Annotated in this window: 22 protein-coding genes and 1 pseudogene; 19 read left to right on the plus strand and 4 right to left on the minus strand. The window is 49.5% G+C overall.

Going from position 1 to position 24,762, the window contains the following annotated elements; translation table 11 throughout:
* Positions 1-340 precede the first annotated feature (340 nt).
* The gene (locus Q0413_RS09425) at positions 341-1,063 is read right to left on the minus strand and encodes a DUF1963 domain-containing protein (protein WP_298989700.1); all 723 of its coding nucleotides are present in this window, start codon (positions 1,061-1,063) and stop codon (positions 341-343) included.
* 175 nt (positions 1,064-1,238) lie between these two features.
* Here Q0413_RS09425 and Q0413_RS09430 point away from each other — a divergent pair, with 175 nt between their 5' ends.
* A complete protein-coding gene (locus Q0413_RS09430; RefSeq protein ID WP_298989702.1) occupies positions 1,239-1,877 on the plus strand; it encodes a hypothetical protein in 639 nt (212 codons plus the stop codon).
* 704 nt (positions 1,878-2,581) lie between these two features.
* Here Q0413_RS09430 and proC read toward each other — a convergent pair.
* Complete coding sequence (proC, locus tag Q0413_RS09435) at positions 2,582-3,559, minus strand: pyrroline-5-carboxylate reductase (protein WP_298989705.1); 978 nt, start codon at positions 3,557-3,559, stop codon at positions 2,582-2,584.
* A 137-nt stretch (positions 3,560-3,696) separates the two neighbouring features.
* Between proC and ilvC the strand changes: the two genes are divergently transcribed.
* From ilvC to Q0413_RS09465, 6 genes are all read left to right on the plus strand, one after another.
* The gene (gene ilvC / locus Q0413_RS09440; protein WP_298989707.1) at positions 3,697-4,719 is read left to right on the plus strand and encodes a ketol-acid reductoisomerase; all 1,023 of its coding nucleotides are present in this window, start codon (positions 3,697-3,699) and stop codon (positions 4,717-4,719) included.
* 13 nt (positions 4,720-4,732) lie between these two features.
* A complete protein-coding gene (locus Q0413_RS09445) occupies positions 4,733-5,938 on the plus strand; it encodes a divergent polysaccharide deacetylase family protein (protein ID WP_298989708.1) in 1,206 nt (401 codons plus the stop codon).
* Positions 5,922-6,710 carry a DNA-processing protein DprA gene (locus Q0413_RS09450; RefSeq protein WP_298989709.1) on the plus strand — a complete coding sequence of 263 codons (789 nt, stop codon included), beginning with the start codon at positions 5,922-5,924 and terminating at the stop codon, positions 6,708-6,710. Before Q0413_RS09445 ends, Q0413_RS09450 begins: the two co-directional genes overlap by 17 nt.
* 838 nt (positions 6,711-7,548) lie before the next feature.
* Positions 7,549-7,941 (plus strand): Holliday junction resolvase RuvX, encoded by a 393-nt coding sequence (ruvX, locus tag Q0413_RS09455; RefSeq protein ID WP_298989712.1) that lies wholly within the window; start codon positions 7,549-7,551, stop codon positions 7,939-7,941.
* 443 nt (positions 7,942-8,384) lie between these two features.
* Positions 8,385-8,753: an EthD domain-containing protein gene (locus tag Q0413_RS09460; protein WP_298989714.1), complete on the plus strand. Its 369-nt coding sequence runs from the start codon at positions 8,385-8,387 to the stop codon at positions 8,751-8,753.
* 785 nt (positions 8,754-9,538) lie between these two features.
* Entirely contained in the window at positions 9,539-10,225 is a 687-nt protein-coding gene (locus Q0413_RS09465) for a tetratricopeptide repeat protein (protein WP_298989717.1), read from the plus strand.
* Positions 10,226-10,890: 665 nt separating this feature from the next.
* On the opposite strand, the gene Q0413_RS09470 is transcribed toward Q0413_RS09465, so the two are convergent.
* On the minus strand, positions 10,891-12,273 hold the full coding sequence (locus Q0413_RS09470) for an FAD-linked oxidase C-terminal domain-containing protein (RefSeq protein WP_298989720.1): 1,383 nt from the start codon (positions 12,271-12,273) through the stop codon (positions 10,891-10,893).
* Entirely contained in the window at positions 12,266-12,994 is a 729-nt protein-coding gene (locus Q0413_RS09475; protein WP_177386883.1) for a plasminogen-binding N-terminal domain-containing protein, read from the minus strand. The genes Q0413_RS09470 and Q0413_RS09475 overlap by 8 nt, the downstream gene beginning before the upstream one ends.
* 138 nt (positions 12,995-13,132) lie before the next feature.
* Here Q0413_RS09475 and Q0413_RS09480 point away from each other — a divergent pair, with 138 nt between their 5' ends.
* From Q0413_RS09480 to Q0413_RS09535, 12 genes and pseudogenes are all read left to right on the plus strand, one after another.
* Positions 13,133-14,302, plus strand: a complete 1,170-nt coding sequence (locus Q0413_RS09480; RefSeq protein ID WP_005871954.1) for a peptidoglycan DD-metalloendopeptidase family protein — start codon at positions 13,133-13,135, stop codon at positions 14,300-14,302.
* Between the two features lie 8 nt (positions 14,303-14,310).
* Complete coding sequence (gene mgtE / locus Q0413_RS09485) at positions 14,311-15,690, plus strand: magnesium transporter (protein WP_298989723.1); 1,380 nt, start codon at positions 14,311-14,313, stop codon at positions 15,688-15,690.
* Positions 15,675-16,262, plus strand: a complete 588-nt coding sequence (locus tag Q0413_RS09490) for an NUDIX hydrolase (protein ID WP_298989727.1) — start codon at positions 15,675-15,677, stop codon at positions 16,260-16,262. The genes mgtE and Q0413_RS09490 overlap by 16 nt, the downstream gene beginning before the upstream one ends.
* A gap of 47 nt (positions 16,263-16,309) precedes the next feature.
* Complete coding sequence (locus Q0413_RS09495; RefSeq protein ID WP_298989729.1) at positions 16,310-17,356, plus strand: alpha/beta fold hydrolase; 1,047 nt, start codon at positions 16,310-16,312, stop codon at positions 17,354-17,356.
* 569 nt (positions 17,357-17,925) lie between these two features.
* A complete protein-coding gene (locus Q0413_RS09500) occupies positions 17,926-18,543 on the plus strand; it encodes a TRIC cation channel family protein (protein WP_298989730.1) in 618 nt (205 codons plus the stop codon).
* A complete protein-coding gene (locus Q0413_RS09505) occupies positions 18,540-19,709 on the plus strand; it encodes an aspartate aminotransferase family protein (RefSeq protein WP_298989732.1) in 1,170 nt (389 codons plus the stop codon). The genes Q0413_RS09500 and Q0413_RS09505 overlap by 4 nt, the downstream gene beginning before the upstream one ends.
* The gene (locus Q0413_RS09510) at positions 19,706-20,797 is read left to right on the plus strand and encodes an SAM-dependent methyltransferase (protein ID WP_298989734.1); all 1,092 of its coding nucleotides are present in this window, start codon (positions 19,706-19,708) and stop codon (positions 20,795-20,797) included. The genes Q0413_RS09505 and Q0413_RS09510 overlap by 4 nt, the downstream gene beginning before the upstream one ends.
* Entirely contained in the window at positions 20,797-21,129 is a 333-nt protein-coding gene (locus tag Q0413_RS09515) for a hypothetical protein (RefSeq protein WP_298989737.1), read from the plus strand. Before Q0413_RS09510 ends, Q0413_RS09515 begins: the two co-directional genes overlap by 1 nt.
* A pseudogene (locus Q0413_RS09520) lies at positions 21,122-21,475 on the plus strand (RsmD family RNA methyltransferase); the annotation flags it as partial. The gene Q0413_RS09515 and the pseudogene Q0413_RS09520, both read left to right, overlap by 8 nt.
* A 375-nt stretch (positions 21,476-21,850) precedes the next feature.
* Positions 21,851-22,456 carry an RsmD family RNA methyltransferase gene (locus Q0413_RS09525; protein ID WP_298989745.1) on the plus strand — a complete coding sequence of 202 codons (606 nt, stop codon included), beginning with the start codon at positions 21,851-21,853 and terminating at the stop codon, positions 22,454-22,456.
* Positions 22,453-23,241, plus strand: a complete 789-nt coding sequence (locus Q0413_RS09530) for a TIGR02757 family protein (RefSeq protein ID WP_298989739.1) — start codon at positions 22,453-22,455, stop codon at positions 23,239-23,241. The genes Q0413_RS09525 and Q0413_RS09530 overlap by 4 nt, the downstream gene beginning before the upstream one ends.
* Positions 23,242-23,774: 533 nt before the next feature.
* Positions 23,775-24,536: a TSUP family transporter gene (locus Q0413_RS09535; RefSeq protein ID WP_298989742.1), complete on the plus strand. Its 762-nt coding sequence runs from the start codon at positions 23,775-23,777 to the stop codon at positions 24,534-24,536.
* Positions 24,537-24,762 lie beyond the last annotated feature (226 nt).

Below are 24,762 nucleotides of genomic sequence, written 5' to 3' on the forward strand. Positions count from 1 at the left end.
CGTTTGCGTTCATTTTCGCTCCTTTAAATTTGCAGGTTAAAATTTCAAGCGCGCCTTAAATTCCAAGCTGAAGCCAAAATTTCGGGCTATAAATTTTAAAATTTTGCGGCGCCGAATTTTTTTACGGCCCGATCGCTGTATTCGGCTCGTCTGCAACTATTCGACTCGCCTCTCGGCGGCTTAAATTTAACCTAGATCGGGCGCCGCCGTTTAAATTTAAGCCGTACCGAGCGGGTTCAAAGCCGCGCGCCGATAAAATTCCATCGTAAATTTACTCGCTTTTGGCGTCCGTTTGAAGCGGCGGAATTTTGCGGGCGAGCTAAATTTACATTTCGCGCGCCTAATCGAAATCATAATACAGGCTCCATTCGCCGTTTTGCGGGTTTTTGGCAAACATCAAGCTGCCGCCGTCTATGACGTTAAAGCCCGCCTTTTCGTCTGAAGAGACCTGAAAAACGAACTGATAGCCCTCGCCGAAGCTCACTCCCGACTGGCAAAAGGAGGGGTAGCCGCCGAATTTCGTACAGTTGTGATACTCCAGCCCAGCCGTGACGTCGGAATAATAGAGCCTGACCGACCTTTTAAGCTCTAAAATTTCGTGCACGACGTCAGGCTCCAGCCCGCCGCCGTCCCAAACGGGCGTATCGTCCGCGGCAAATTTTGGCTGCAAAGGAAAGGGCTTTATCTGCGAGCGCGGATTTGCAAGCTCCTTTATGACGAGCTCGGCCTCGTTTTTATACTCGCGGACCTTCCACAGGCCGTCCATATTCTCATCAAATTTGCCGATGAGATCGTGCGAGATGAAGACCGCAAGCAGCTTGACGCCGTCCAAGACCTGCGGCACGTAGGGCAGCGCGGGCAGGTAAAACTGTGCCAGAGGGAGCATCGGCGCGCCGTTTTGATCCACAGGCAGCTCCTCATCCGCCGCGTAAGCGAGCACGCGGCCGATCCAGCACTCATCGATAGCGCCTCGCGGCCTCACGCCGCCAGTCTGAAAATAGGTGATTTCGCGTGCGATCTTGCGCTGCAGCTCCTTAATCTTTTCTTGCAGATCCGTTTGCATTTGCGTCCTTTTCGGTTGGAATTTTAGCGCTTTTGTGAAATTATAGCGTAAATTTTACCCGCCGCCGCGAGCTAAATTTGCAGCGTAAAGAGTTGCGAAAAGTAAGCTTAAAGCTTTTTGAGAGTAAAATTTAAACAGACCCACGTAGGCGGTAAATTTAATCAAAGGAGCGAAAATGACGAAAGATCAGTGCTGCGTCCTAAAGCATTTGACGGCGGGCGAAACGGAGGGTTTTGAAAAGATAGGCGAGCTTGGTGACGGCGAGTTTTTGGACGCGCTTATCGCAAAAGGGCTTGTTTGGATGCTTGATTGGGCGGGCGAGGATAGCACGGGCGATGTGGGTAAATTTATCAGCTCTAGGCTTGATGCGCTGCAAAGCGGCGTGTCACTAGAGTGCGATAAAATTTACGCAAAGCTCGAAAAAGAAGCAAAAAAAGAGGGTTTCGAGCGCGGCGATGCGAGCCTATTTTTGATGAACGAGTTTCAAAAAGCGCTGAAGAAGAGCGATTTTAGGCTCTTTACTTTGGATCTTCATAGCGACGCTTATTATCTGCTCGTCGTGCACAAGGACGCCGAGAAAGATTTTAAAAAGCTAGGCAAGCGCGAGGAGCTATTTTGGGATATTGCGCCGTGGGGCAAGCGCCGCAAAAGGCAGATCCTTTACGTCATAAACTGCGAGTGCGGCGAGATGTCCGCGTGGCAGCTGGGCGCGGACGAGCCCTCTCCTAGAGACGAGGTTTGCGAGGTTTGCGGGCGGGTGCTTTTCGACGCAGACGGCAACGCGATGCAGCCTTTAGAGAAGGAATTTATCTGATCTTACTTGCTTATCGCGGTTTTGCGTGCGAAGTTTCAGCCGAATTAAAGCCAAATTTTATTGCGCAGATTGACAGGATTTGGCGCACAGGTTTGGTTTGCAGCTCGGCGGCGAAACGCAGTTTAAATTTAAGGCTCGCTCGGGCGGCGGAATGTGTTTTGATTTGCGGCTCGCTTTGGTAGTAAAATACGGCTCGGTGCGGCTCGCTTTATTTTGCTGTTTGCGCGAGCGGTGAAATTTTGAAGTTTGCGTTTGTGTCTTAATAAGACTGCGGCGCAAGACGCACTATTTTAGCGTTTGCGTTCTTGGCTTGATTTTTTATCCAGCAAGTTCGCAGTCGCGGGCGCATCTACCTATGCTGCGTTAAATTTTGATTTTAATGGTTGTGGACGTAGGCTCGCGCCGCTAAAAATCAAAATTTTGCCCTGCCGTGGGCGCTAAATTTACAATCTCTAAATTTAAAATTTTAAGCGTAAATTTTGATCTAAAATTTCTAAAGTCGCTAAATTTTAAAATTTAAATGCAATGCGAGCTTGCCGGCTCGCTTATCATAAGACTCGCAAATTCTGCCGCAATCGAAGCGACGAACTCATTCGATAAGGATAAGACAAAATTTTAGCTAGCGCGCCCGCACAGAATTCCGATATTAGCGCGACCGCGAAAGCGCTATGTTTGAAATCCGAAACCGACGAGGTGCGGCGAGGCTAACTGCGAGCTTTGGCGATGCACGCCTCGATAGCCGCCATCACCGCTGCGCGAAACCCCGCCGCCTCCAGCGCCACCAGCCCCTCTATCGTCGTGCCCGCAGGCGAGCAGACCGCGTCTTTGAGCTCCGATGGGCGCTTGCCGCTTTGTAGCAGACGCGCCGTGCCCTCTACCGCCGCCGCTACCGCGTCGTAGCACAGCGCCCGCGGTAGTCCGCCACGCACGCCCGCGTCCGCCGCCGCCTCGATAAAGGCGCACACATACGCAGGCAAGCTGCCCGCAATCCCCGTAAATGCGGCAAAGCCAGCCTCATCTATCTCGTAGAATTTGCCGATTTTGGCGGCTAGCGCTCGTACGACCTCCCGACTGGCCTCATCAAAATACTCGCCGTAGCACAGCGCAGTAGCCGACGCGCCGATACCCGCAGCGACATTTGGCATCGCGCGGGCTACGAAAACATCTGCACCTACGATATTTTGGGCGCGCTCCAGCTTAAAATTCGGCGCCAAAAGAAGCAGGATTTTGCCCGCAAGCTCGGGCGCGATCAGGTGCAAAATCTCCTCGTAGCTGGCGGGCTTGGTCGCGAGCACGATAATATCCGCTTCGTGCGTCAGTTGCGTCTCGCCTTGTAAAATTTGCACGCCATAGCGCTTACGCAAGGCTTCATTTTTGCTTCTAGCATAAGCTAGGACTTGAAGCTTCGTATCGGAGCCGGACTGCGCGCAGGCGGAATCACGCTCGCGGCTCGCAAAATTCTGCTCTAAATTTGCGGAATTCTGCCCGCAAGGCGCAAAGCTTTGAGTATCGGGCATAAAATTTTGCCCGTCGTGCGCGGAATTTTCTCCGCTCGCCGTGCAATTTTCCCTATCCTCTGTAAAATTTTCTCCGCCCTTTGCGCAATCTCGCCCACCCGCTGCGCAAAGTGCGGCGATCATCGCCTCGCCCATATTTCCGCCGCCGATAAATCCCACTTTCATTTTCGCTCCTTTTAAAGCTAAATTATGCCTCAATGATAGCTCAAAATTTCTTTATCCGCCCTTGCGGCGCGCGGTTTATCTACGTAAAAGCAAATTTTAGCTACAATCTCGCCTAAATTTTTAAAAAAGGATGCGTTATGGCAATAAACGTTTTTTACGACAAAGATTGCGATTTGGGCTTGATTAAGGCTAAAAAGGTCGCTATGATCGGCTTCGGCTCGCAAGGGCACGCTCACGCCGAAAATTTACGAGATAGCGGCGTAGAGGTTATCGTGGGTCTTAAAAAAGGCGGCGCGAGCTGGAGCAAGGCCGAGGCGAAGGGCTTTAAAGTAATGAGTGTCAGCGAGGCTACGAAAGCCGCGGACGTCGTAATGATCCTAACGCCCGATGAGTTTCAAGGCGATATTTTTAAAGCGGAGATCGAGCCGAGCTTAAGCGAGGGCAACGCGATCGCGTTCGCGCACGGCTTTAATATCCACTTCGGACAGATCGTCCCTCCAAAGGGCATCGATTGCATTATGATCGCTCCGAAAGCCCCGGGCCATACCGTCCGCAACGAGTTTGTAAGCGGCGGCGGCGTACCGATGCTGATCGCCGTTTCGCAAAACGAAAGCGGCAGAGCCAAAGAGCTTGCTCTAAGCTATGCAAGTGCGATCGGCGGCGGCCGCACCGGCATCATCGAAACGACCTTCAAAGCAGAGACCGAGACCGATCTTTTCGGCGAGCAGGCTGTGCTTTGCGGCGGACTTTGCGCGCTCATTAACGCAGGCTTTGAGACCCTCGTAGAGGCTGGATATGAGCCTGAGATGGCGTATTTTGAGTGCCAGCACGAGATGAAGCTGATCGTGGATCTCATCTATCAAGGCGGTATGGCCGATATGCGCTACTCGATCTCAAACACCGCAGAATACGGCGATTACGTAAGCGGCAACCGCGTCGTAAACGAAAGCAGCAAAGCGGCGATGAAAGAGGTGCTAAAGGAGATCCAAAACGGCAAATTTGCAAAAGACTTCATCCTCGAGCGCAAAGCTGGCTACGTGCGAATGAACGCCGAGCGCAACATCACGGCAAACAGCTTGCTTACCAAAACCGGCGATAAGCTTCGCGCGATGATGCCGTGGATCGCCAAGGGTAAGCTCATAAATAAAGATAAAAACTGATTTCGGCTGAGCTTTGGCTAATACAAATCCACGCGGGCGCCGCAAAAAGCGCCCGATCAACTACGCAACGATCGCCTTTGTCGTAATCTTATGCTTTTTAAGCGGTGCGGTTACTTACGCGGTTTTGGATCTCGTATTTTCGGGCAATAAAGCCGCGTTGCAGCAAAGCTCGCGCAAACAAACTCCCGAAAGCCCTTCCGATTCTCGCGGTAAAAAGCCTCGTTTAAGCGCTGCACAGAAGGAAGCTCTGATTCAAAAGGAGCTTGATAAGATCGCCGAGCAAAACGTAACTACGCCCAAGATGAGCATCGAGCCCGCACGGCAGAATTCCGCAGGACAAAATTTAGCGAGGCAAAATTCAGCAAACGACAACTCGCAAAATTCCGCAAATTCTATCGCTTCCTTAAATTCCGTCGCCGTAAATTCGGCAAATGACGGATCGGATGTAAATTTTACCGCGGCAAATTCCGCGCCAGAAAATTCCATAAATTCTACCGCGCAAAGCCATGCTTCTAGCGGCGCGGACGATCTTTCTAAATCGCCGCGCAAGGCTTTGCCCGCAGGCTCTCGCGCAAAGCTAGCGATCATCATCGACGACGTAGGCACCGGCGAGCAGGCGCAAAAGCTCATTGCTCTGCCCGTGCGCGTGACGCCGTCCATCTTCCCGCCCGAGTATCAGCGCAAGGACACACGCGCGCTCGCTCGCGGCTTTGAGCATTACGCGATCCACCTGCCGATGGAGGCGAGCTCTGCCAAAAATAACTCTGCTACGCTGCGAACTTCGGATAATTACGAGAAGCTGCGTGGCGTCATAGCCAAGCTGCGCGCGGACTTTCCGAACGCTAAATTTATAAACAACCACACCGGTTCTAAATTTACCGCCGACGAGCGCGCGATGCAAAACCTGCTGCGCGCGATGAACGAGCATGGATTTTTATTTATCGACTCACGCACGAGCCCCGCTACTAAGGCTAAGGCGGCGATGAATGGGCTTGGCATGCGATACGTGCATCGCGATGTGTTTTTAGATAATCAAAACAGCGTCGCCGCGGTGCGCAAAAAGCTGCGTGAAGCCGTCGCGCTTGCTAAAAAGCAGGGTTACGCCATCGCTATCGGCCATCCCAAAAGCTCCACTCTGCGCGCGCTTGCAAACAGCGCCGATATCCTAGGCGAGGTCGATTTAGTGTATTTGGACGAAATTTATGAGTACTACGAGTGAGCTTAGTTTTAAAATTCCAAGCCTAGCAAGGCTCGGTGCGAGCGAGCCCGCGCGGCTGTATTTTAGGGGCGAGCCGGCGCTGCTACAAAAGCGCCGCATCTCGATCGTGGGCTCGCGCAAGATGAGCGTTTATAGCAAAAATTTAATCCTGCGTCTCGCGCGCGCCTTGAGCGATGCGGACTTTTGCGTCGTAAGCGGTGCGGCGATCGGCTGCGACATAGCTGCTCACGAAGGGGCGTTTCCAAACACGATCGCGGTTTTTGGAAACGGCCTTGATCAAATTTATCCCGCGCAAAACGCCGCCATGATCGGCAAAATTTACGAGCGCAGCCTCGCGCTTAGCGAGTATGAGGATGGCGTGAGCGCGCGCGGATTTCAGTTTTTGCAGCGCAACCGCATCGTCGTGGCGCTGTCCGAAGCGCTGATCGTCGCTCAAGCCGAGCCCCGCAGCGGCTCGCTGCAAAGCGCGCGCCTAGCTCGCGAGATGGGCGTGCCCGTGTACGTGCTGCCGCACCGCATGGACGAGAGCGCGGGAACGAACGATCTGCTCGCAAAATCTCAGGCGCAACTAATCGCGGATTTTGGCGAGTTCGTAGCTTCTTTGGCTCCACAGACGACGCAAAACACTGAGCGCGCACGGGATGAGGTGATGGAATTTTTAGCGCTAAATTCCGATCTGCAAGCGGCGATCGAGCGCTTCGGCGATAAAATTTACGAATACGAGCTTGAAGGCAGGATCGAAATTTTAGGCGCAAAGATCGTGGCAAAGTAGCCGGCGGGCGCTTGCTCGTCGCGGTTTGATCGGCGCCGCCTGCCGGCATAGCGTGTTTGCATGGCGCATAGTCTGCGCGGCCGGAGTTTAAATTTAGAAAAAGGCGGCTCGGTAAAATTTTACTTTCCGCAAGTCCCGCTCGAGCTTAAAACAAACCCGCGCGGCTTGTTTTTGTGCAGCGCCGCTTGCCTCCGCTTGCGGTAATGATCGGTTTGTGAATGCTTCTCGCGATCTATAAATACTTTGCGGTGCGGAATTTAAGCGTTAAAATGCATGAAATTTTCTGAAATAGCGTTTAAATGTTTGTTTGCCTATCGTGCTAAATTTTTGCGGGTAAATTTGGCTGCAGATTTCAGCATAAGCGTGGTAGGCTGAATTTGCCACAAGGAAAAATTTTGATCGTAGCAGCAAAAATTTTATGAGCTATAAAGCGTAGGGGCTTGTATCTGCTCCGTCGTGTGAATGCGGGTTTGCTTTAAAATTTTGATTTTACGTGGGGTGGGTTGGTTGCACGTCCGGCATCTGTACGGCAAGGTTTATGCCCGCCGTGAGTTTGGGTGTCGCTTATGTGCGGCTCGCGCGGATGTAGCGGGGGTGTGCTGAGCCGGGCGTGGCGATCGAAATTTTAAAATTTGAAGCTCGTGGCACGCTAAATTTAATAGCTCGCAAGCGCCACGAGCGAGTGAAATTTATTATGCCTATTTTGTATGAAATTTCATAAAATTCCACGGTGGAATTCTGCGATGAAATTTAGCTATGAAATTTCGATCGCGAAATTTCCGCGATAGAATTTTAATGGCGTAATTCTGCGAAATTTGATATTAGTAAAGGATAAAATTTGATAGTTGCGATCGATCTTGGGCTTAAACGTATCGGCGTGGCGGCGGCACCGGATGATAAGACGCCGCTTCCGTGCGATCCGATCCTGCGCAAAAACCGTATCCAAGCCGCGCGCGAGCTAAGCGAGCTGCTGCGCGAAAAGGGCGCCAGCGTGCTAGTGCTGGGCGTGCCGCGCGGCGGGGCGAGCGAGGAGGAGATGAGCAGGCGCATACGCCACTTCGCCTCGCTGCTGGATTTTGACGGCGAGATAAAATTCCAAGATGAGAGCTTTTCGAGCGCCGAAGCGGCGGAGTTTGCGAGTAAAGGCGCTAAGGGTGGCGGCAAGGACGCGCGCTTTGATAGCATCGCCGCAACGATAATTTTGCAGAGGTTTTTGTCGAGCAAGGGCTAGGCGTGTGCGCAGCAACGTAATTTGCGCGCAGCTGCGTAAGAGGAAATCGTTGCTCGTCCGCCTTATCGCTTTCTGAATGCTCGTGGATCTTATCTTGCCTCGTAAAACGGATAGGTTTTATTCATGCCAAAAGTCGGTAAAATTTCATCGCCCGCTAAAGCCTGGCGAAATTTTACTTTTCCCGCAAAGAGTCTGCGGAATTTATTTTGGCGGCAGCTGTAAATGACGCTTTAGGTGGTTAAACCGAGTGAGATTGATGGTGGTTTAAGTTTTAAACAGCGAGGTTTATGCATTTTGGCGATTTGTGTTCGCGCGCACGGCTGCTATTTTAAGTTTTTTCAAGGTCTATTTAGACGAAAAGAATGCTAAGCAAAATTGCAAAAACGCGGATGCATCATAGAATAGGGCGCAAATTTGCGATAAATTTCATTTAGGGAGCGGTTATGTTTAAGATCACGATGTTAGTAAAAAGGGCGCCGAACATCACGCAGCAGGAGTTTTTGGCGCACTGGGCGGCGCATTCGCAAAAGGTTTTAGCTAATCAAAAGGCACTAAATATCGTCCGCTATGCAAAAACTATGCCCATCTTTATCAAGGGGCAGAGCACCAGGCGCGAGACGGCGGCGTTTGGCTACGACGCGATGGGCGAGCTATGGTATGAAAGCGTGCAGGCGTTTGTGGACGCACGAAACAGCGAGGTAGCGCGAGCGGTGTTAGCGGAGCTGATGGCGGATGAGGCGAGGTTTTGCGATATGAAAAACTCCGTGATGTGGTTCGGCGAGGAGGAGGCTGTGATAGAGTTTGAGCGCTAGGGGGCGCGGCTTACAACGGATAAATTTTTAAGTAAAGCTCTTTAAATAGATAGAATCCTACGTGGCATTTGGGTTTTAAAATTAGCAGAATTTTACAGGCTGGGCTTGCGCGGCTGAAATCTCAGTCGCAACCTACATAGATGAAATTTACGTACGCGATACAGATACTGCGCAGTCTTGATTATTTTAAGACTCACCATATCTAAGTGGCGTGGATCTAAGAAGCCTGGGTATCGGAGCAAAAAATGCCTAAAGACGCATTATGCCTGCGATTTTGGCATAGAAAAGCCTATTTCTAAGATAAAACTTAAAGGCTGGCGGCGTAAAATTTTTTAAAATTTCTAAGCAGCAATGCGAAATTTTCAAAAATTTTCTATGGCGCGGCAAGATGCTAATCGCGGGCTTCGTATGCAACAAAAATATTTTACGCGTGAAATCCGCTTTAATAAATCGCCATTGCAGAGGCTGCAGGTGCTTAAGACCTCAAGGATTAAATACGTTTTAGTCCTATTATAAATACTGCAGGCGCCGTGGATGCCGCATAGACGGTGCGAGTAAAAATTGAGGCAAGCCAGCCATAAAAATAATCTTGCAAGTAAAATTTTAATTTGCCTTTTTAAAATTCCGCTCAAAGCTCCGTTTAAAATTTTATTCAAAAATTTTGCTTGGGATTTTGATAGAAATTTTGCAAGAATTCACCGTAAATTTCACAGCTATTATCAAAAATTAAAATTTTACCCCTCGCTTTTTGCTATAATTATTTTTAAAATTTAAAAGGAGCAAAAATGAAAATTTTAGCGTCGATTGCCGCACTAATCGTAGCAGCCTACTTGCTCGCGCAGATATTTTTCCCGCAGGGGGTCTCGTTTGTCGGATGTGGCGTCGGTAGGGCTAATTCGTGCGAAGACTACGGAGCATATTTGCTTGAGGAGCGCGATTATGAGGCAGCAAAAAAGCCGTTTGAAAAAGCTTGTGAAGCGGGGCTAGAAAATAGCTGTGCTATCGCGGGGGATTTATATTACGACGAGCAAAATTTATATAAAACTACGAAAGATAAGGGTAAGTCCGCGCGGTTTTATTCCAAAGCGTGCGATCTGGGAGCCGCCAAAGCTTGCTACAACGCCGCGATAATCTCTTATAAAAATGCCGATAAGAAAAATACGTTCGCATTTTTTGCCAAATCATGCGATTTGGGACTAGGCGAGGGCTGCTTAAACGCTGCGGTCGCTAGCTACGAAGAGAAAGACTATCAGGGCGCTCTTAAGTTTTTCCTCAAATCTTGCGATGCTGCTTTGGCAGAGGGATGCCAAAGGGTTGGGCTAGCGTATTCAAAGAAGGAATTTGGCGAGCCGGATATGGATAAGGCGATGATCTACTACGACAAAGCCTGCAAGCTGGGAGCTGAGTTTAGCTGCAATGTAGTAGCCGCGATGAATAAAATAAATGCAAGCGAGGCTAATGCTACTAAATAGATGGCAGGGCTAGCTAGATGATAATACGGTGAGATCGAAATTAGCGTAGAAATTTTGCGGAGCTTTATAGGATTTTATGAAATTTCGCGGAATTTCGTCTTTAAATTTTATTGCTGAAATTCCACATATTGCGATAATGGCGATGGATAGTGATTTTAAAATTTCAGTATCTTAGAAGTTTAGAATTTAATCTATGCTGTGGATTTTATTGACAGAATTTTAACTTATCATAGACTTATCCATCGCGATATAGGGGTTTCATCATAATCATGGTGCTAAATTATATATCGTTGAAAGAGAAAAAATTGCGCAAACTAGCGAGTAGCTATGTAATCACAGCTGATATGGCAAAAATATCCGAAGAAGATCGCACGGGATAATTAATCTGCGAAGTAAGTAAAATCAATTATCAAGTGGATGAAATCTATCAATAAACAAGTAAAATTATTCATTGCAAGGCAAATAAAATTAATTGCAAAGCAAGCAAAATCGATCTGTAAGTGGGTAGATCAAGCTTAAAACTAACTCGAAGTAGCCTTTAAATAAGCTAAATTGCAAGCAAGATAAATTTTAAGTAGGCATATTGTAAGAAAGTAAAATTTTAGATGAGATAAGTGGGATAAATCGATTTCAAATCATCGTAGAAGTTGGATGACGGTCCTAATTTAAAGCCCCATTTTTCCGGGATTTAAGATGCCTTTTGGATCGAAAGCCCTTTTGATTGCGCGAAATAGCTCCATCTCTGCTGCGCTAAAAGCTAGTGGCATAAATTCCGCCTTACTTAGTCCGATGCCGTGCTCGCCGCTGAGTGTACCGCCAAGACCAACTGCAGCTTTGAAAATTTCGGTGATTGCGTCATGTCCGCGTCGCACCTGAGCTTCATCTTTTTTGTCGGCGACCATGACGTTGGTGTGGACATTGCCGTCGCCCGTGTGCCCGAAGCAGGGCACGCGCACGCCGTATTTATCGCCGATGCGCGCGATACGGCGCAGTAGCTCGGGCAGCTGCGAGCGCGGGACGGTGATGTCCTCATTTAGCTTAAGCGTGCCGTAGATATTGATCGCCTGCGAGCAGTTGCGTCTCGCAAACCAAATGCCCGCACGCTCTTCTTCGCTTTCTGCGATGCGAAAGTCGCTCGCGCCGTTTTGAACGAAAATTTCTTTTATGAGCGCGAGCTCCTCCAAAAGCACTGCTTCTAAATTGCCGTCTGTTTCGCAGATCAAAATCGCGCCCGCGCCCTTCGGCAAGCCTTTATGAAATTTCTCCTCGACCGCGGCTATGCACAGCGCGTCTAAAAATTCCATCGCCACGGGCGTGATACCGGCTGCCATTGTCTTATACACGGCATTCATTGCTGCATCTACGCTAGGAAAAACGCCCATCGCGGTCTTTTTAAGCTTTGGCATCGGGATTAGTTTGAGCGTGATTTCGGTGATGACGGCAAGCGCGCCTTCGCTTGCGATTAAAATTCCTGCCACGTTGAAGCCTGCGACATCTTTGATAGTGCGTTTGCCCGCTCGGATCACCTCTCCATTAGGCAGTACCGCACGCAGTGCCATTACATAGTCTTTGGTGATGCCGTATTTTGCGGCGCGCATACCGCCGGAGTTTTCGGCGACATTGCCTCCTAGCGTGGAATAATCCTGGCTTGCGGGATCGGGCGGATAAAAAAGCCCGCGCGCTGCGGCTGCTTTTTGCAGATCGATATTTATGCAGCCGGGTTGGACTACGGCGAGTAGATTTTGCATGTCGATTTCTAGAATTTTATTCATATGTTTTTCAAATGCCAAAATCACTCCGCCGTTTGCGGCTAAAGACCCACCTGTAAAACCGCTACCTGCGCCTCTTGGAACTACAGGGATTAAATTTTCGTTGCAGAATTTTAAAATTTGACTGACATCGTCCTCACTTCGCGGGAAAAGCACGCCGTCCGGCAGGCAGCGTCTTTTCGTCGCGTCGTAGCAGTATGCCGTGCGATGAGCCTCGTCAAAATAGGCATTATCCGCGCCTAATAGATTTGTAAAAAACGCTTGCGCGGCGCTATTCATCGCCGTCTAAGCCCAGCAAATAGCGGTAGTGCTTGTCGTAATCGCTGATCGGGCCGTTAGTAAAGTCCCAAATGACGGTCTTTATCTCGCCTACGCGTGAGTAAAACGGCAGCTGATAATAAGCCACGCTGCCGCTAGCGAATGTGCGCAAAGGCTTGAAACTACCGCAGTCGGCAAATACGCCTTGTTTATCCATCGCGATAAAAATCAGTCCGGCGCTGTTTTGCGCGCAAATTTTACGAAAATCGTCACGGCTCGGGTTTGGCTTGTGGTTGTAGCTAAGATAGGCGCCGCCAAGATCTGGGTGGATAAAATTTATATTCGGAAAAGCCTTGATAACCTGCTCGTAAATTTCAGCGTTAGGCGCGACGATTATGGCACGGTCATAGAGGAAATTTAAGATCACTTTATCGCCGCTTGAGGGTAAAATTTTAGGCAGTGGCAGTGCCTCTTGAGCTAACATATCAAAGACCTCAAATCGCACCTTTGCCTTGCCTGCGCTTTTTTGCGTCACGACTGCGCGCGCGATGATGGAGCTTGCGCCGCTACCGAAATTATGCATCACCACTCCGCTGCTACCTACGGCAATCGTAGGGCTATCTGTGATCTCGCCCGAACCATCCTTTACGCTAAGTAGGGCGGTTTCGTATCGCGGCATGTTAAATTCCGCCCCTATCGCCGCACTTAAAAATAGACCTAAAATAAGTAAAGCTTTTTTCAAAATTCTGCTCCTGAATAAAATTTCGGCTAATTATACATAAAACTTTGAAATTAGCGATAAAATTCCACGGTATTTACGAAATATAAGCGTTTTTTCGTTACAATCCCGCCTTAAAATAATATTTCAAAGCGGTTTTATATGACTAGAATTTTTATATTGCTTTTTCTGTGGATAGGCGTAGTTTTTGCGAACAACCCCAGCGTAGAGAAGTTTGCCTGGCCCGATGGCGTGAGTCTTCTGCAATTTATGGAAACTGCGGGCATTCCCGCGTCTGTATATTATGACCTGGATAAAGAGGATCAGGAGCTTGCCGCTGAGGTGCGAGCGGGCGTGGAGTGTCAAATTTTGCGTGATCCAGCAGGTCGCGTCTCCCAGCTGTTAATCCCCGTCAGCGAGGAGCTGCAGATCCATATATATCGCGATAAATTCGGCACTTTTAGATTCGTTTATACTCCGATAGTTTATGAGGAAAACAGCTACTCTTTAGGAATTCAGATCGAAAGCTCGCCCTATCAAGATATCATCAAAGCTACGGGCAATGCAGCTTTAGCGAATGAGTTTATGCTTGTTTTTAAAAACGAGGTAAATTTTAAAAAGCTGCAAAAGGGCGATCGGCTTGTGATCCTATACGAGCAAAAAACGCGCCTTGGCAAACCTTTTGGCGGAGTAAATATCACCGCAGGAATGATCGAGGAAAATAAAAAGCCCAAATCGCTATATTTTTTCGATGATAAATACTACGACCGAAGCGGTAAAAAGGTCGAATCTTTTCTGCTAATTACACCGCTTGTTTATACTAGAATTTCATCCTATTTTACTCCTAAAAGATTTCATCCGATTTTAAAGCGCTACCGCGCACACTTAGGCGTAGATTATGCGGCCCCCAAAGGCACTAGGGTAAATGCCGCAGGGGCGGGCAAGATTAGCTTCGTAGGGCGTAAAAACGGCTACGGCAACACCGTAGAGATCAACCACGGCGGCGGTATCAGTACGCTTTATGCGCATCTTAGCGGCTTTGCTAGCGGCACAAAAGCAGGCGTTAGTGTCAAGCAAGGTCAGTTAATCGCCTACGTAGGCTCGACCGGGCTTAGTTCGGGACCGCATCTGCACTTCGGACTTTATAAAAATAAGCAGGCGATAGATCCGCTTAAGGTAGTCAAGATTGAAAAAACTAACGTCATAAGCGCCGAAGAACTTAAATTTAAAGCTCTCGTCAAAGATATGGACGCCAGAATGGCTGCGGCTAAAGACGGCTCGAAAAACCCTGCTAAATTTGAAAACTACGAGTCGCTTATCACGATAAATTAAGGCTGAAAATGGAAAATAAAGAGCAGCTGGACGACGTCGAGGAAGCTAAGGCGCTTCTTGATGCGCATCTAGGCGATACGCTTGAGCATGAGCTGAGTGCCGCCGATCTTACGGAGCATTTAAAAACTCTAAAAAAGCACGACGAAGAAAAATACGTAGAATTCTTAAAAAAGCTAGATCCTGAGGATCTTGCCGATGCTGCGCTTGAGATGCCCGAGCATATGCTCGAAGACGTCATCGAAACTCTGCCTCACGAAAAAATCGTCGAAGCGATCGAGGAGCTCGAAAGCGACGATCAGGCAGAGCTTTTGCAAAACATCGGCGAAATCGACGAGGACAAGGCCGAGCAGATTTTCTACGGGCTTGATGAGGACGATCGCCACGACATTCTTACTATCTCCAAATATAGCGAAGATGAGGCGGGCGCGTATATGCAGACCGAGGTCTTTAGCGCGAGGCAAGATCAGACCCTGGGGCAGGCGGTTGAGATGCTGCGCGTTATGCGCGAAAAGGATGAGATCGAGAATGTCTTTCAGCTCTTCGTGCTCGATAAAAAGGGGCATCTGCTTACTACCTTTTCGACGTCCGATCTGATTTTATATGATTTTTCGCTCACGCTGGAAGAAATTTCACAAAAATTCGGCGCCGAAAATAAGATCCACTTCGCCACCGATACCGATAAGATCGACGATGTGATCAAGGACTTTGAGGAATTCGACCTTAACGTCATTCCTGTAGTCGATGCTAACGGCGTGCTTATCGGGCGTATCACCGCCGACGATATCCACGATCTCATCCAAGAGCGCGCTACCGAGCAAATTTACAACCTCGCGGGTGTCGATGACGAAGCCGAAGATGACGAGACTACGATCTTTAAGGCGGGTCGCGCGCGCGCTGTGTGGCTAGCGGTAAATTTATGCACGGCGATCGTAAGCTCCACGATCATCGGGCTTTTTGACGCCACTATCGAAAAGCTGGTCGCGCTCGCCGTACTTATGCCAATAGTTGCTTCCATGGGCGGCAACACCGGCACGCAGGCGCTTACCGTGACCGTGCGCCGCCTAGCCTTGGGCGAGATAGCGTTTAAAGACAAAAAGCAGGTCCTCTTTCGCGAGATTACGATCGCTTTTATAAACGGCCTCATTTTTGCCACGCTGATGGGGTTTGTGGCGTATTTTTGGTTCGGCATTAAGCTTTTGGGGCTGGTGATTGCAATGTCGATGGTGCTAAATTTAACTCTTGCGGGGCTTTTCGGCGCCGTCATTCCGATCACGCTTAAAAAATTAAATATCGATCCCGCCGTCGGCAGCTCCGTGCTGCTCACCACAGTTACAGACATCGTGGGATTTTTTAGCTTTTTAGGACTTGCGACGTGGATACTACTATAAAAAATTTTAAAATTTCCGAGCTTAAAAGCTCAAATTTCGTTAAACCATTTCGCTTAAGCTTCGAAATGGACGGCGTAGCGCGCGCGTGGGACTGCGTCAAGGTGCACGATAGCGTCTCGATTTTGCTTTATCATACGCAGCGCGACGCGCTTTTGCTCGTCAAGCAGTTTCGCCCCAGCGTGTGGTTTTATCAAGAGGAGGGCTTAATCAACTCGCCTGAGAAGGGCTACACCTATGAGCTTTGCGCAGGCATTTTGGACAAGGGTATCAGCGAGGAGCAAACGGCGATCGAAGAGGTGCTCGAGGAGACGGGATATGCCGTGAAGGATATTAAATTTATCACGAGCTACTACAGCGCCCTGGGCTTTGCGGCGAACCGTCAAATTTTATACTTCGCGCGTATCGACGAATCGATGAAGCTAGGTCGCGGCGGCGGCGTGGACGGCGAGAAGATCGAGCTTTTCTACCTGCCTGCAGCCAAGGCGCGGGAGTTTATGTTCGACGAAAAGATCGTGCGCGCGCCGGGGCTGATCCTAGCGTTTCAATGGTTTTTGAGCGAGTTTAAAGCTTAGCGGCGAGGCGCGTTTTTGCGCCTCGGTTTTAAATTTAAAGGACGGCGATGAGGGTTTTACTTAGGCTGTGCGTTATCGCGGCATGCCTTTATGTAGCTATTGCGGCGGGACTTTATATCTTTCAGGAACGGCTGATATTTTTGGGCGAGCCGCTGGATAAAAACTTCAAATTTAGCTTTGAAAATTCCGAATTTGCAGGACTGGTGAACGCGCCCGAGAGCGGCGCGCATTTAGATATGCAGGCGTCCGCTACGCAAAATGGCGCGACGACAAACGGCGCTGCAGACGAAGGCGCTTCCGCAGCGAGCGGCACAAAAGAAAGCGGCGCAGCAGCGGGTAAGATCAAAAACAAAAACGCTCAAACTAGCGCCGAGCGCGTCGGCGAAAACGCCGCAGTAAACGGCGATGCGGGCAATAACGCAAAAGCCGCTGCGATAAAATTTCAAGAGATCAATATCCCGTTTGGGGGCGGGTTTATAAACGGACTGAAATTTAGCGTGGCAGAGCCTAAAGGCGCGATTTTGTTCTTTCACGGCAACTTCGGCGACGTGAGCGGCTGGGGCGCATACGGCGCGGATTTTGCGGCTTTGGGATACGATTTTTATATTTTCGATTACCCGGGCTACGGCAAATCGGACGGCAAAATTTCATCGCAGGATCAGCTTTTTGCGAGCGCGGACGCGATGAGTCGCTACGTTTTAGCGCAGCATTCGCCAAGAAAACTCGCGATGATCGGCTATTCGATCGGAAGCGGCATCGCGGCACAGCAGGCTGCGAAGTGGGATGCGGCGCGGCTGATTTTGCTCGCGCCATATTTTAGCTTCGAGCGACTCGCGCACGAAAAAATCCCCTTCGTGCCGAAATTTTTGATCCGTTATAAGATTCCGACTGCGGAATTTTTGCAAGCGGCACGCGGCACGCAGATCACGCTCATCCACGGCGCCGCCGACGAGCTGATACCGGTGCAGCACTGCCGCGATCTTGCGGGATCTCTTAAGGCGGGCGATCTATTTTATGAAATACCAGGCGCGCGGCATAATGGACTGCTGGCAATGCCTGGGACTTGGAAGATTTTAAAAGAGAGGTTGCGCTAATCTAGCGGAGCTCGGCGTAAAATTCCACGCAGAATTCGACCGCTAAATTTTAAAATTTTACGTAGAATTCCACGCGGATTAGGTCATCGTAAAATAAGATGAAATTTTATAGCGGCAAAACACGGCGCCAAAAACGAGGCGCAATTTCAAATCAAAATTTATGCGCCGTTAGCGTAAATATAGAGCCGATTTTGCTAGCGCCAAATTCTTTCTAGCGCGGACGTGCCGTAAATTTAAAGCTAAAATTTGCGTTAGGTCGCGACGCCGTATGTTTTAGCCGCGATAAAATTCCGTGAAATTTTATCTCCGCAGCCGTTTATAAATTTCAAGTCTAAATTTTATATTTACGCCCTGACGACGCCATATTTTAGCCGCGCAAAATTCTGCCGCATAAAATCCTGCCTAACAAAATTCTGCTGCGTAGATTTCAATTCGCCGCGCTCAAATTTTACCCGCCGCTTTAAATTTATACCGCAGCGCCTAAATTTCTCCCGCTCGTCGTGCTTTACCCAAATTTATATTTAGTTGTTGTAAAATGCGTTTTTAAAAGGATTTTGGCGGTTTGTGATATGAGTATTTTAGAGTTTACGGAGTGCGTAGGCATCGCTTCGGCGGCGCTTAGCGGGTTTTTATTCGGCGTAAAGAAGGGCTGCGATTGGCTTGGGATTTTTATCGCGGCGTTTTTGACGGCGCTTGGCGGCGGGATCATGCGCGACACCTTGGTAAGCCGCGAGATCTACTCGTTCACGCACTACGCGCCCGTAACCATCGTGCTTGTGGTAAGCGCCGTAGCTATTTTTGCCAAACTTTACGAGAATCGCGATTTGGAGGGTAAATTTTTATTTATTCTAACCGATGCGATCGACGTCGTAAGCTTTTCGATCGTAGGGGCGATAGTTGCGCTAAGCTACAATCATAACGTTTTCGGCGTGGTGCTGATCGCGTTTTGCAACGGCGTGGGCGGCGGCATCTTGCGCGACGTGCTGCTGAACGAAGTGCCGTGGTTTTTGCGCACCGGGCTTTACGGTACGATAAGTATGGGCGTAGGTTTGATATATTTCGTGCTTGATGGGTTGGGGCTTAGCGGCGCCTTTTCGGTGATTATTTTGCTGGTTTTGGGGGTTGCGTTTCGCATGGTGGCTTATTACAAATCTTGGCATCTGCCTAAAGTGGAGTACAAACAATGAACTATTTGATGGATAATTTCGCGCGCGTAAACGTGGCGCTGGTAAGAGGCGAGGGCTCGATAGTCTATGACGAAGCGGGCAAGGACTACGTGGATTTTGGCGCGGGCATCGGCGTAAACTGCCTGGGGCACGCAAATGAAATCGTGCTGGAAGCGATCAGCACGCAAGCCGCGCAGATCATCCACGGCTCGAATATCTATAGAATTCTGCCCCAAGAAGCCCTGGCTCAAAAGATTAGCGAGCTTTTAGGATACCGCACATACGCGGTGTTTTGTAACTCGGGTGCGGAGGCGAACGAGGCGGCTATCAAAATGGCGCGTAAATACGGCACCGTAAATTTTCCTAATAAAAAATTTGAAATTCTAACTCTGCGAAATTCATTCCACGGCCGCACGCTAGCGACGCTACAAGCTACCGGGCAGGAGAAATTTCATCCGGAAATTTTTGCTCCCTATATGCCCGGGTTTAAATTTTTCGACGATATCGAGGAGATCATCGCGCATATCGATGAAAACAGCGTCGCCGTGATGATCGAGCTAGTCCAGGGCGAGGGCGGTATCAAGCCTCTGGATAAGGCGAGCGTGCAAAGGCTGGCGGCGGTTTTGAAAGAGAAAAAGCTGCTTTTAATAACCGACGAGGTGCAGTGCGGCGTATATCGCACGGGCGAGTTTGCGACGTCGCAAATTTACGACATCCGCCCCGACATCATCACCTTTGCCAAAGGGCTTGCGGGCGGCGTACCGATCGGCGCGTGCGTGGCGCAGCAAAACATTTTCGCTCCGGGCGAGCACGGCAGCACTTTCGGCGGTAACTTTTTGGCGACCTCTACGGCGCTTGCGGTGCTTTCGCAGCTTCAGTTTTTAAAAGCGAGCGGCAAGCTTGATAAGACTATAAAAAGATTTATCAAAAAACTAGACGGGCTCGCCGCAGACTATCCTAGCCTAATCGAAAAGCGCGTGGGGCTCGGTCTGATGCAAGGCCTCGTGCTGCGCGATGAAAAAAATCTGAGCGAGATCTTTAACAAAGCCCTGCAAAACGGACTTTTGATCCTAAAATCCGGCAAGCGTACCCTTAGATTTTTGCCTGCGCTAAATATCAAAAAACCGGAGATCAAAGAGGGCTTTGCGCGCCTACGCAAGAGCCTGGACGAGATAGTGCGGGCGTGAAATTTAGCGATTTTTTCGAGGGCTGGCTAAACGAGAGCTACTACGCAAATACCGCTAAAATCGGCAAGAGCGGCGATTTTTACACTGCCGTGAGCGTAGGGAGCTTTTTTGGGATCTGCATCGCGCGCGAAATTTTGCGCCTAAGCGCGGATTTTTGCGCGGCGCAAGAGTTAGGCTTAGACGCGGCGGCGAACCCAGATAGGTCGCGGCAAAATCTTGCGGCGAGCGAGCTAAATTTAGACGCTGCACCTGCAAAAAAGTCGCAAAATAGCGCCAAAATCGCTATCGTAGAGATCGGCTCGCACGACGGGCGGCTGCTTTGCGACATCGCGCAGGCGATTTTTACATTAGGCGGTGCAGCAGTGCTTGATAAATTTAGCTTTGCGATCATCGAGCCGCACGAGCGCCTGCGCGAGCTACAGCGGGCGAGCTTTGCGGAGAGCTTCGGCGGCGAAATCGTGCCAAAGCATTTCGCAAGCGCGCGCGAGGCAAAATTTAAAGATGCGATCTTTGTGGCAAACGAGCTTTTCGACGCCTTTAAATGCGAGGCGGTGGACGGCGAAAATATGCTTTTTGTAAAGAGCGGTACGGCAAAATTTGCCCCCATAAAAGAACGTGAAATTTTAACCCTCGCGCGCAGATTCGGCATATCGCGCGGCGAAATCCCGGTCGGATATTTTCGCTTTGCGCGCGAAATTTGCGCCAGCGCGCAGCGGTTTTATTTCATAACTTTCGATTACGGACAGATGGGCGCTAGCGGCGATTTTAGCCTGCGGATTTACCGAAATCACGAAGTTTTTAGCTTCTTTGAAGTGCAAAACTTGAGCGATTTTTACGGCAAAAGCGATCTTACCTACGACGTAAATTTTGAAATTTTGCGCGCAGCGTTTGAGGATGCGGGCGCCGCGATGGCGGATTTTAAAAGACAGATCGCGGCTTTGATAGACTTCGGCGCGGTCCAGCTTTTAGAGCTTTTTATGCAAAAAAGCGGCGAGAAGGGCTACCTAAATGCGCTTTTGCAGTTCAATCACCTGCGCGCGGAGTTTGGCGAGAAGTTTAAGATGATAAAATTTAAAAAGGGGCTTTGATGAAAGCTTTTATCGATTGCGACTGCGAAATTTTGCAAAGGACGCTGGAGCTGTTTTTGAAAGACCATGCCGCAAGTGTGCAGGATTGCGACTTTATGATAAGCGACGAGCCGCAAAGCTCGGCAAAACCGCTCTTTTTAATCGGCGAGAACGGAGATTTGGCGCTGCCGTTTTCCAAGCAGATGTTGTTATCGAAGTTAGAGGATTTTCAAGGCGAGCTAAAGCGGGATCTTAGCGAATACGGCGCGGCGAGTGCGGAAGATGAAATTTGCGCGCTATTTGATGAGTTTAAGGCAAGAATCATCGAAATTTTAAGAAGGCAAAATGGCTAAATTTTCCAAACCTGACGGCACGCTCTTTACGCAAATTTCAAGCGGCATTTATAGGGGCAAAAAGCTCGCTCTGCCCGCACTTTCGAGTACGCGCAGCACGAAAAGCATCGTAAAGGGCTCGTTTTTCGATACGTGGCGAGCGAAGTTGCGCGGCGCAGCATTTATCGAGTGCTTCGGCGGTAGCGGTGCGATGGCGCTTGAAGCGCTAAGCAACGGCGCAAAAAACGTTTATGCGATCGAAAAGGACACCGCCGCGCATAAGATAATGCGGAAAAATTTCGAGCTTTTCGGGCTCGGCGCAAATGCGATTTTGGGCGATTGCTTCGAGCGACTACCCGAAATTTTGCATGAGCTGCAAGCGAATATGAACGGACGCTCGGGCGCGAATTCGTTAAATTTAAGCGGCAAAAATTTCAAAAACCATGCCGACGAGGGCATATGCTGTGAAAATTTGGGCAGCGAAAAAGAGGGCTGCCGCAAAAGCTTTAGTGGCGTAGAGCAGGGCGAGGACAGATACCGCGCCGCGCAGAGCATCGAAGCGGAAGGCGCCGCGCAAAGCGGCGTGAAAGATTTGGCTAAATGCGGCACGGGAGGCAGTATGTCTGATAGAGCGCAAAATGGCGCGCAGAGCGGCGCAAATGGTGATTGCGCAGGCGTGGAGGGTTTTGGCGGTTGTGCCCAGATTGTCGATTACGCGGGCGCTACTAGTATAAAATACTGCATGAATTCGCTAGCTGCGGGCGCTGCGAGCTTTAGCGAAAAGGTTGACGCTAGCTCCGCTTCAAAATACGACGCTAGCGACGCCGAGACTGCTAATCGTAGCGTAAATTTAAGCTCAAAATGCGGCGTAAGTTCTAATTTTGACGCAAATCGCGGTGCGAGCTGCGAAGAGAAAGAAATCTTAAATTTAGGCGAGAATTTTAACGCTAGCTACGGAGAAAATTTACATTCAAATGTAAATTTTGTCTATGATTTAAGAAAAAATTCTGGCGTCAACTCCCGTGAAAATCTATCCTGCGGTTTAGGCGAATGCTCTGCCGTAAATTCTAGCGAGAGCCATACTGCAAATTCCGGTGAAAATTCTCTCTCCGATCCCGCGCGCAGAGTGTTTGTCTATCTGGATCCGCCGTTTGCGATCAGACAGGGCTTTGGCGAGATTTACGAGCGAGTGCTGGCGCTGATAGCGCGCCTGGGCTCCGTGCAGTGCGAGCTGCTAATCGCGATCGAGCATATGAGCGAGCTTGAGCTGCCGCCTAAAATCGGCGATTTCGCGCTGCTTAAATCGCGCAAATTCGGTGCTACGACGATGAGTTACTACGCAAAATGAAAAGCTTAAAGCAAATTTTAGATTACTACGCCGATTTGAAAAATTGCGACGCGGATCTTTTCGGAGCGCCCGATCCGCTGCAGGTCGCAAAGGGACATCGAAACGACGTAGTAGCGCTCATCTGCGCGCTGTTTGCTTACGGGAGCGCGGCTCAAATTTTAAAATTTCTTCGCTCGCTTGATTTTTCGCTTTTAAACGGGAGCGATGAGCGCATTGGCGCGGAGCTTGCGGGCAAAAAATATAGATTTCAAAGCCCGCGCGACGTCGCTGAAATTTTTATAACTTTAAAGCGGCTTAAAAACAGCCTTAGCATCGAGGAGAGCGTGCTTCGCGGCATGCAAAAAAGCGGACGGATCGAGGATGGGATAAATTTTTTAATCGGCGAAATTTACAAATTAAATCCCTACCGCAGTCCTGGGTATGAGTTTTTTTTCGGGCGCGGCTTCGCGCAAAAGCCCACTTCGCCGTACAAGCGCTACAATCTTTTCCTGCGCTGGGCGGTGCGCGACAGCGACATCGATCTGGGGCTGTACAAAAAGATCGAAAAATCGCGCCTCCTCATCCCGCTTGATACCCACACGCATAAAGTTTCGCTTAAGCTTGGGCTGATCGATCGCAAGAGTTACGATTTTGAGGCGGTTTTGCAGCTTACGCAAAGCTTAAGGCGCTTCGATCCGAGCGATCCCATCAAATACGACTTCGCGCTGTATCGCCTCGGACAGAGCGGCGAGATAGATAAAATTTTACCCGAACTGGGCGCAAATTTAAACAAAACCGCGGAGTAAGTCTGCGGAATTTTATCTGATACGAGCGGGGCGATGAAATTTTATGAAGCTTTGGAGCGGGTGTGCGGCGGAATTTTGCGCTGTGCTGCCGCATAAGCGGAGCTGGCTTTATGGATTTGCCGTACGCCTTAAGTACAGAGCGCCGAAATTTCATGAAATTTTAGCAAAAGATCGCTTCATAAAATTCTGCAAATTTTACGGATAGCCGCGTAAAATTTATAGGGCTGTCTTGTAGAATTTGGGTAAAATTCCATAGCCTTGTGCTACTTAAATTTTATGAAATTTTGCAGCTCGCGCGACGCGATAAATTGCATGGAGCTAAAATGGCAATCGCGCGGTAAATTTCATAAAATTTAAGCAGGAGCCGTGCGGCAAAATCCGATATAATTCCGCGAAATTTTATAAAATTGCACGGAATTTTAGCAGGCGCTCGTATGCACTTTGCGGTGCATGAGCGGTTTGCGATCGTAATTGCGCGGAATTCTAGCAGGCGTTCATAGCGCGTGCCTGTGTAATTTGAAAGAAGGACAAAAATGGAGCTTGAACTTTGGCAGTTTGCGGTGCTTTTTGCGGCGGCGTTTTTCGGCGGATTTATCGACTCGATCGCGGGCGGCGGCGGGTTGATTTCGCTGCCTGCGCTGCTTGCCGTGGGCGTTCCGCCGCATGTAGCGATCGCCACAAATAGATTTCAAGGCAGCTTCGGAAGCTTCACCGCCGCTTTAAATTTCATCCGCAAGGGCTATGTCGATGCAGCGGAGATCTTGCGCGGCGTGATTTTTACGTTCGTAGGCGGACTCGTCGGCGCTTATGTCCTGCTTCTAATCGATGCGAAATTCCTAAACTACCTCATTCCGATCCTGCTGCTGGCGCTTTTGCTTTATATGATTTTTTCGCCAAACCTTGGCGAAGCGCCCGCAAGACCTAAGATGTCAAAAAATAGCTTTTACGCGATTTTCGGGATTGTCTTGGGCTTTTACGACGGATTTTTCGGCCCGGGTACGGGCTCGTTTTGGACGTTTGCGCTGGTTGGAATTTTAGGGCTTTATATGAAAAAGGCGGTCGCACACACGAAGGTTTTAAATTTCACCTCAAACATCGTCTCTTTGGACGTTTTTATCATCGGTGGGCAGATTTTATGGCTCGTCGGAGCGGTGATGGCGGTCGGACAGATCGCGGGCAGCTTCGCAGGCTCAAGCCTCGTGATGCGATGCGACGTGAAATTCGTGCGCAAGATGCTTCTGTTCGTCGTTGCCGCCACGATTTTAAAGCTACTTTACGGACTGATTGCAAGCTGATTACAGACTGGTTGAAGACCAACCGCAGACTAATCTCAAGCTAAAATCATAGAATTTTATACAGGATTTCGTATAAAATTTCGCGTAAAATTTTATGAGCCCTCGCTGATATGCTACGGCAGCGCCACCTTACCGCCACGATAGTGCCGATTTTACTGCTGCGGTGCCATCTTGCCGCAGTGTCGCACCAAATTTACTGCGACACTGCCAATTTACTACTGCAGCG

The organism is uncultured Campylobacter sp. (assembly GCF_938045465.1).
GTDB lineage: Bacteria > Campylobacterota > Campylobacteria > Campylobacterales > Campylobacteraceae > Campylobacter_B.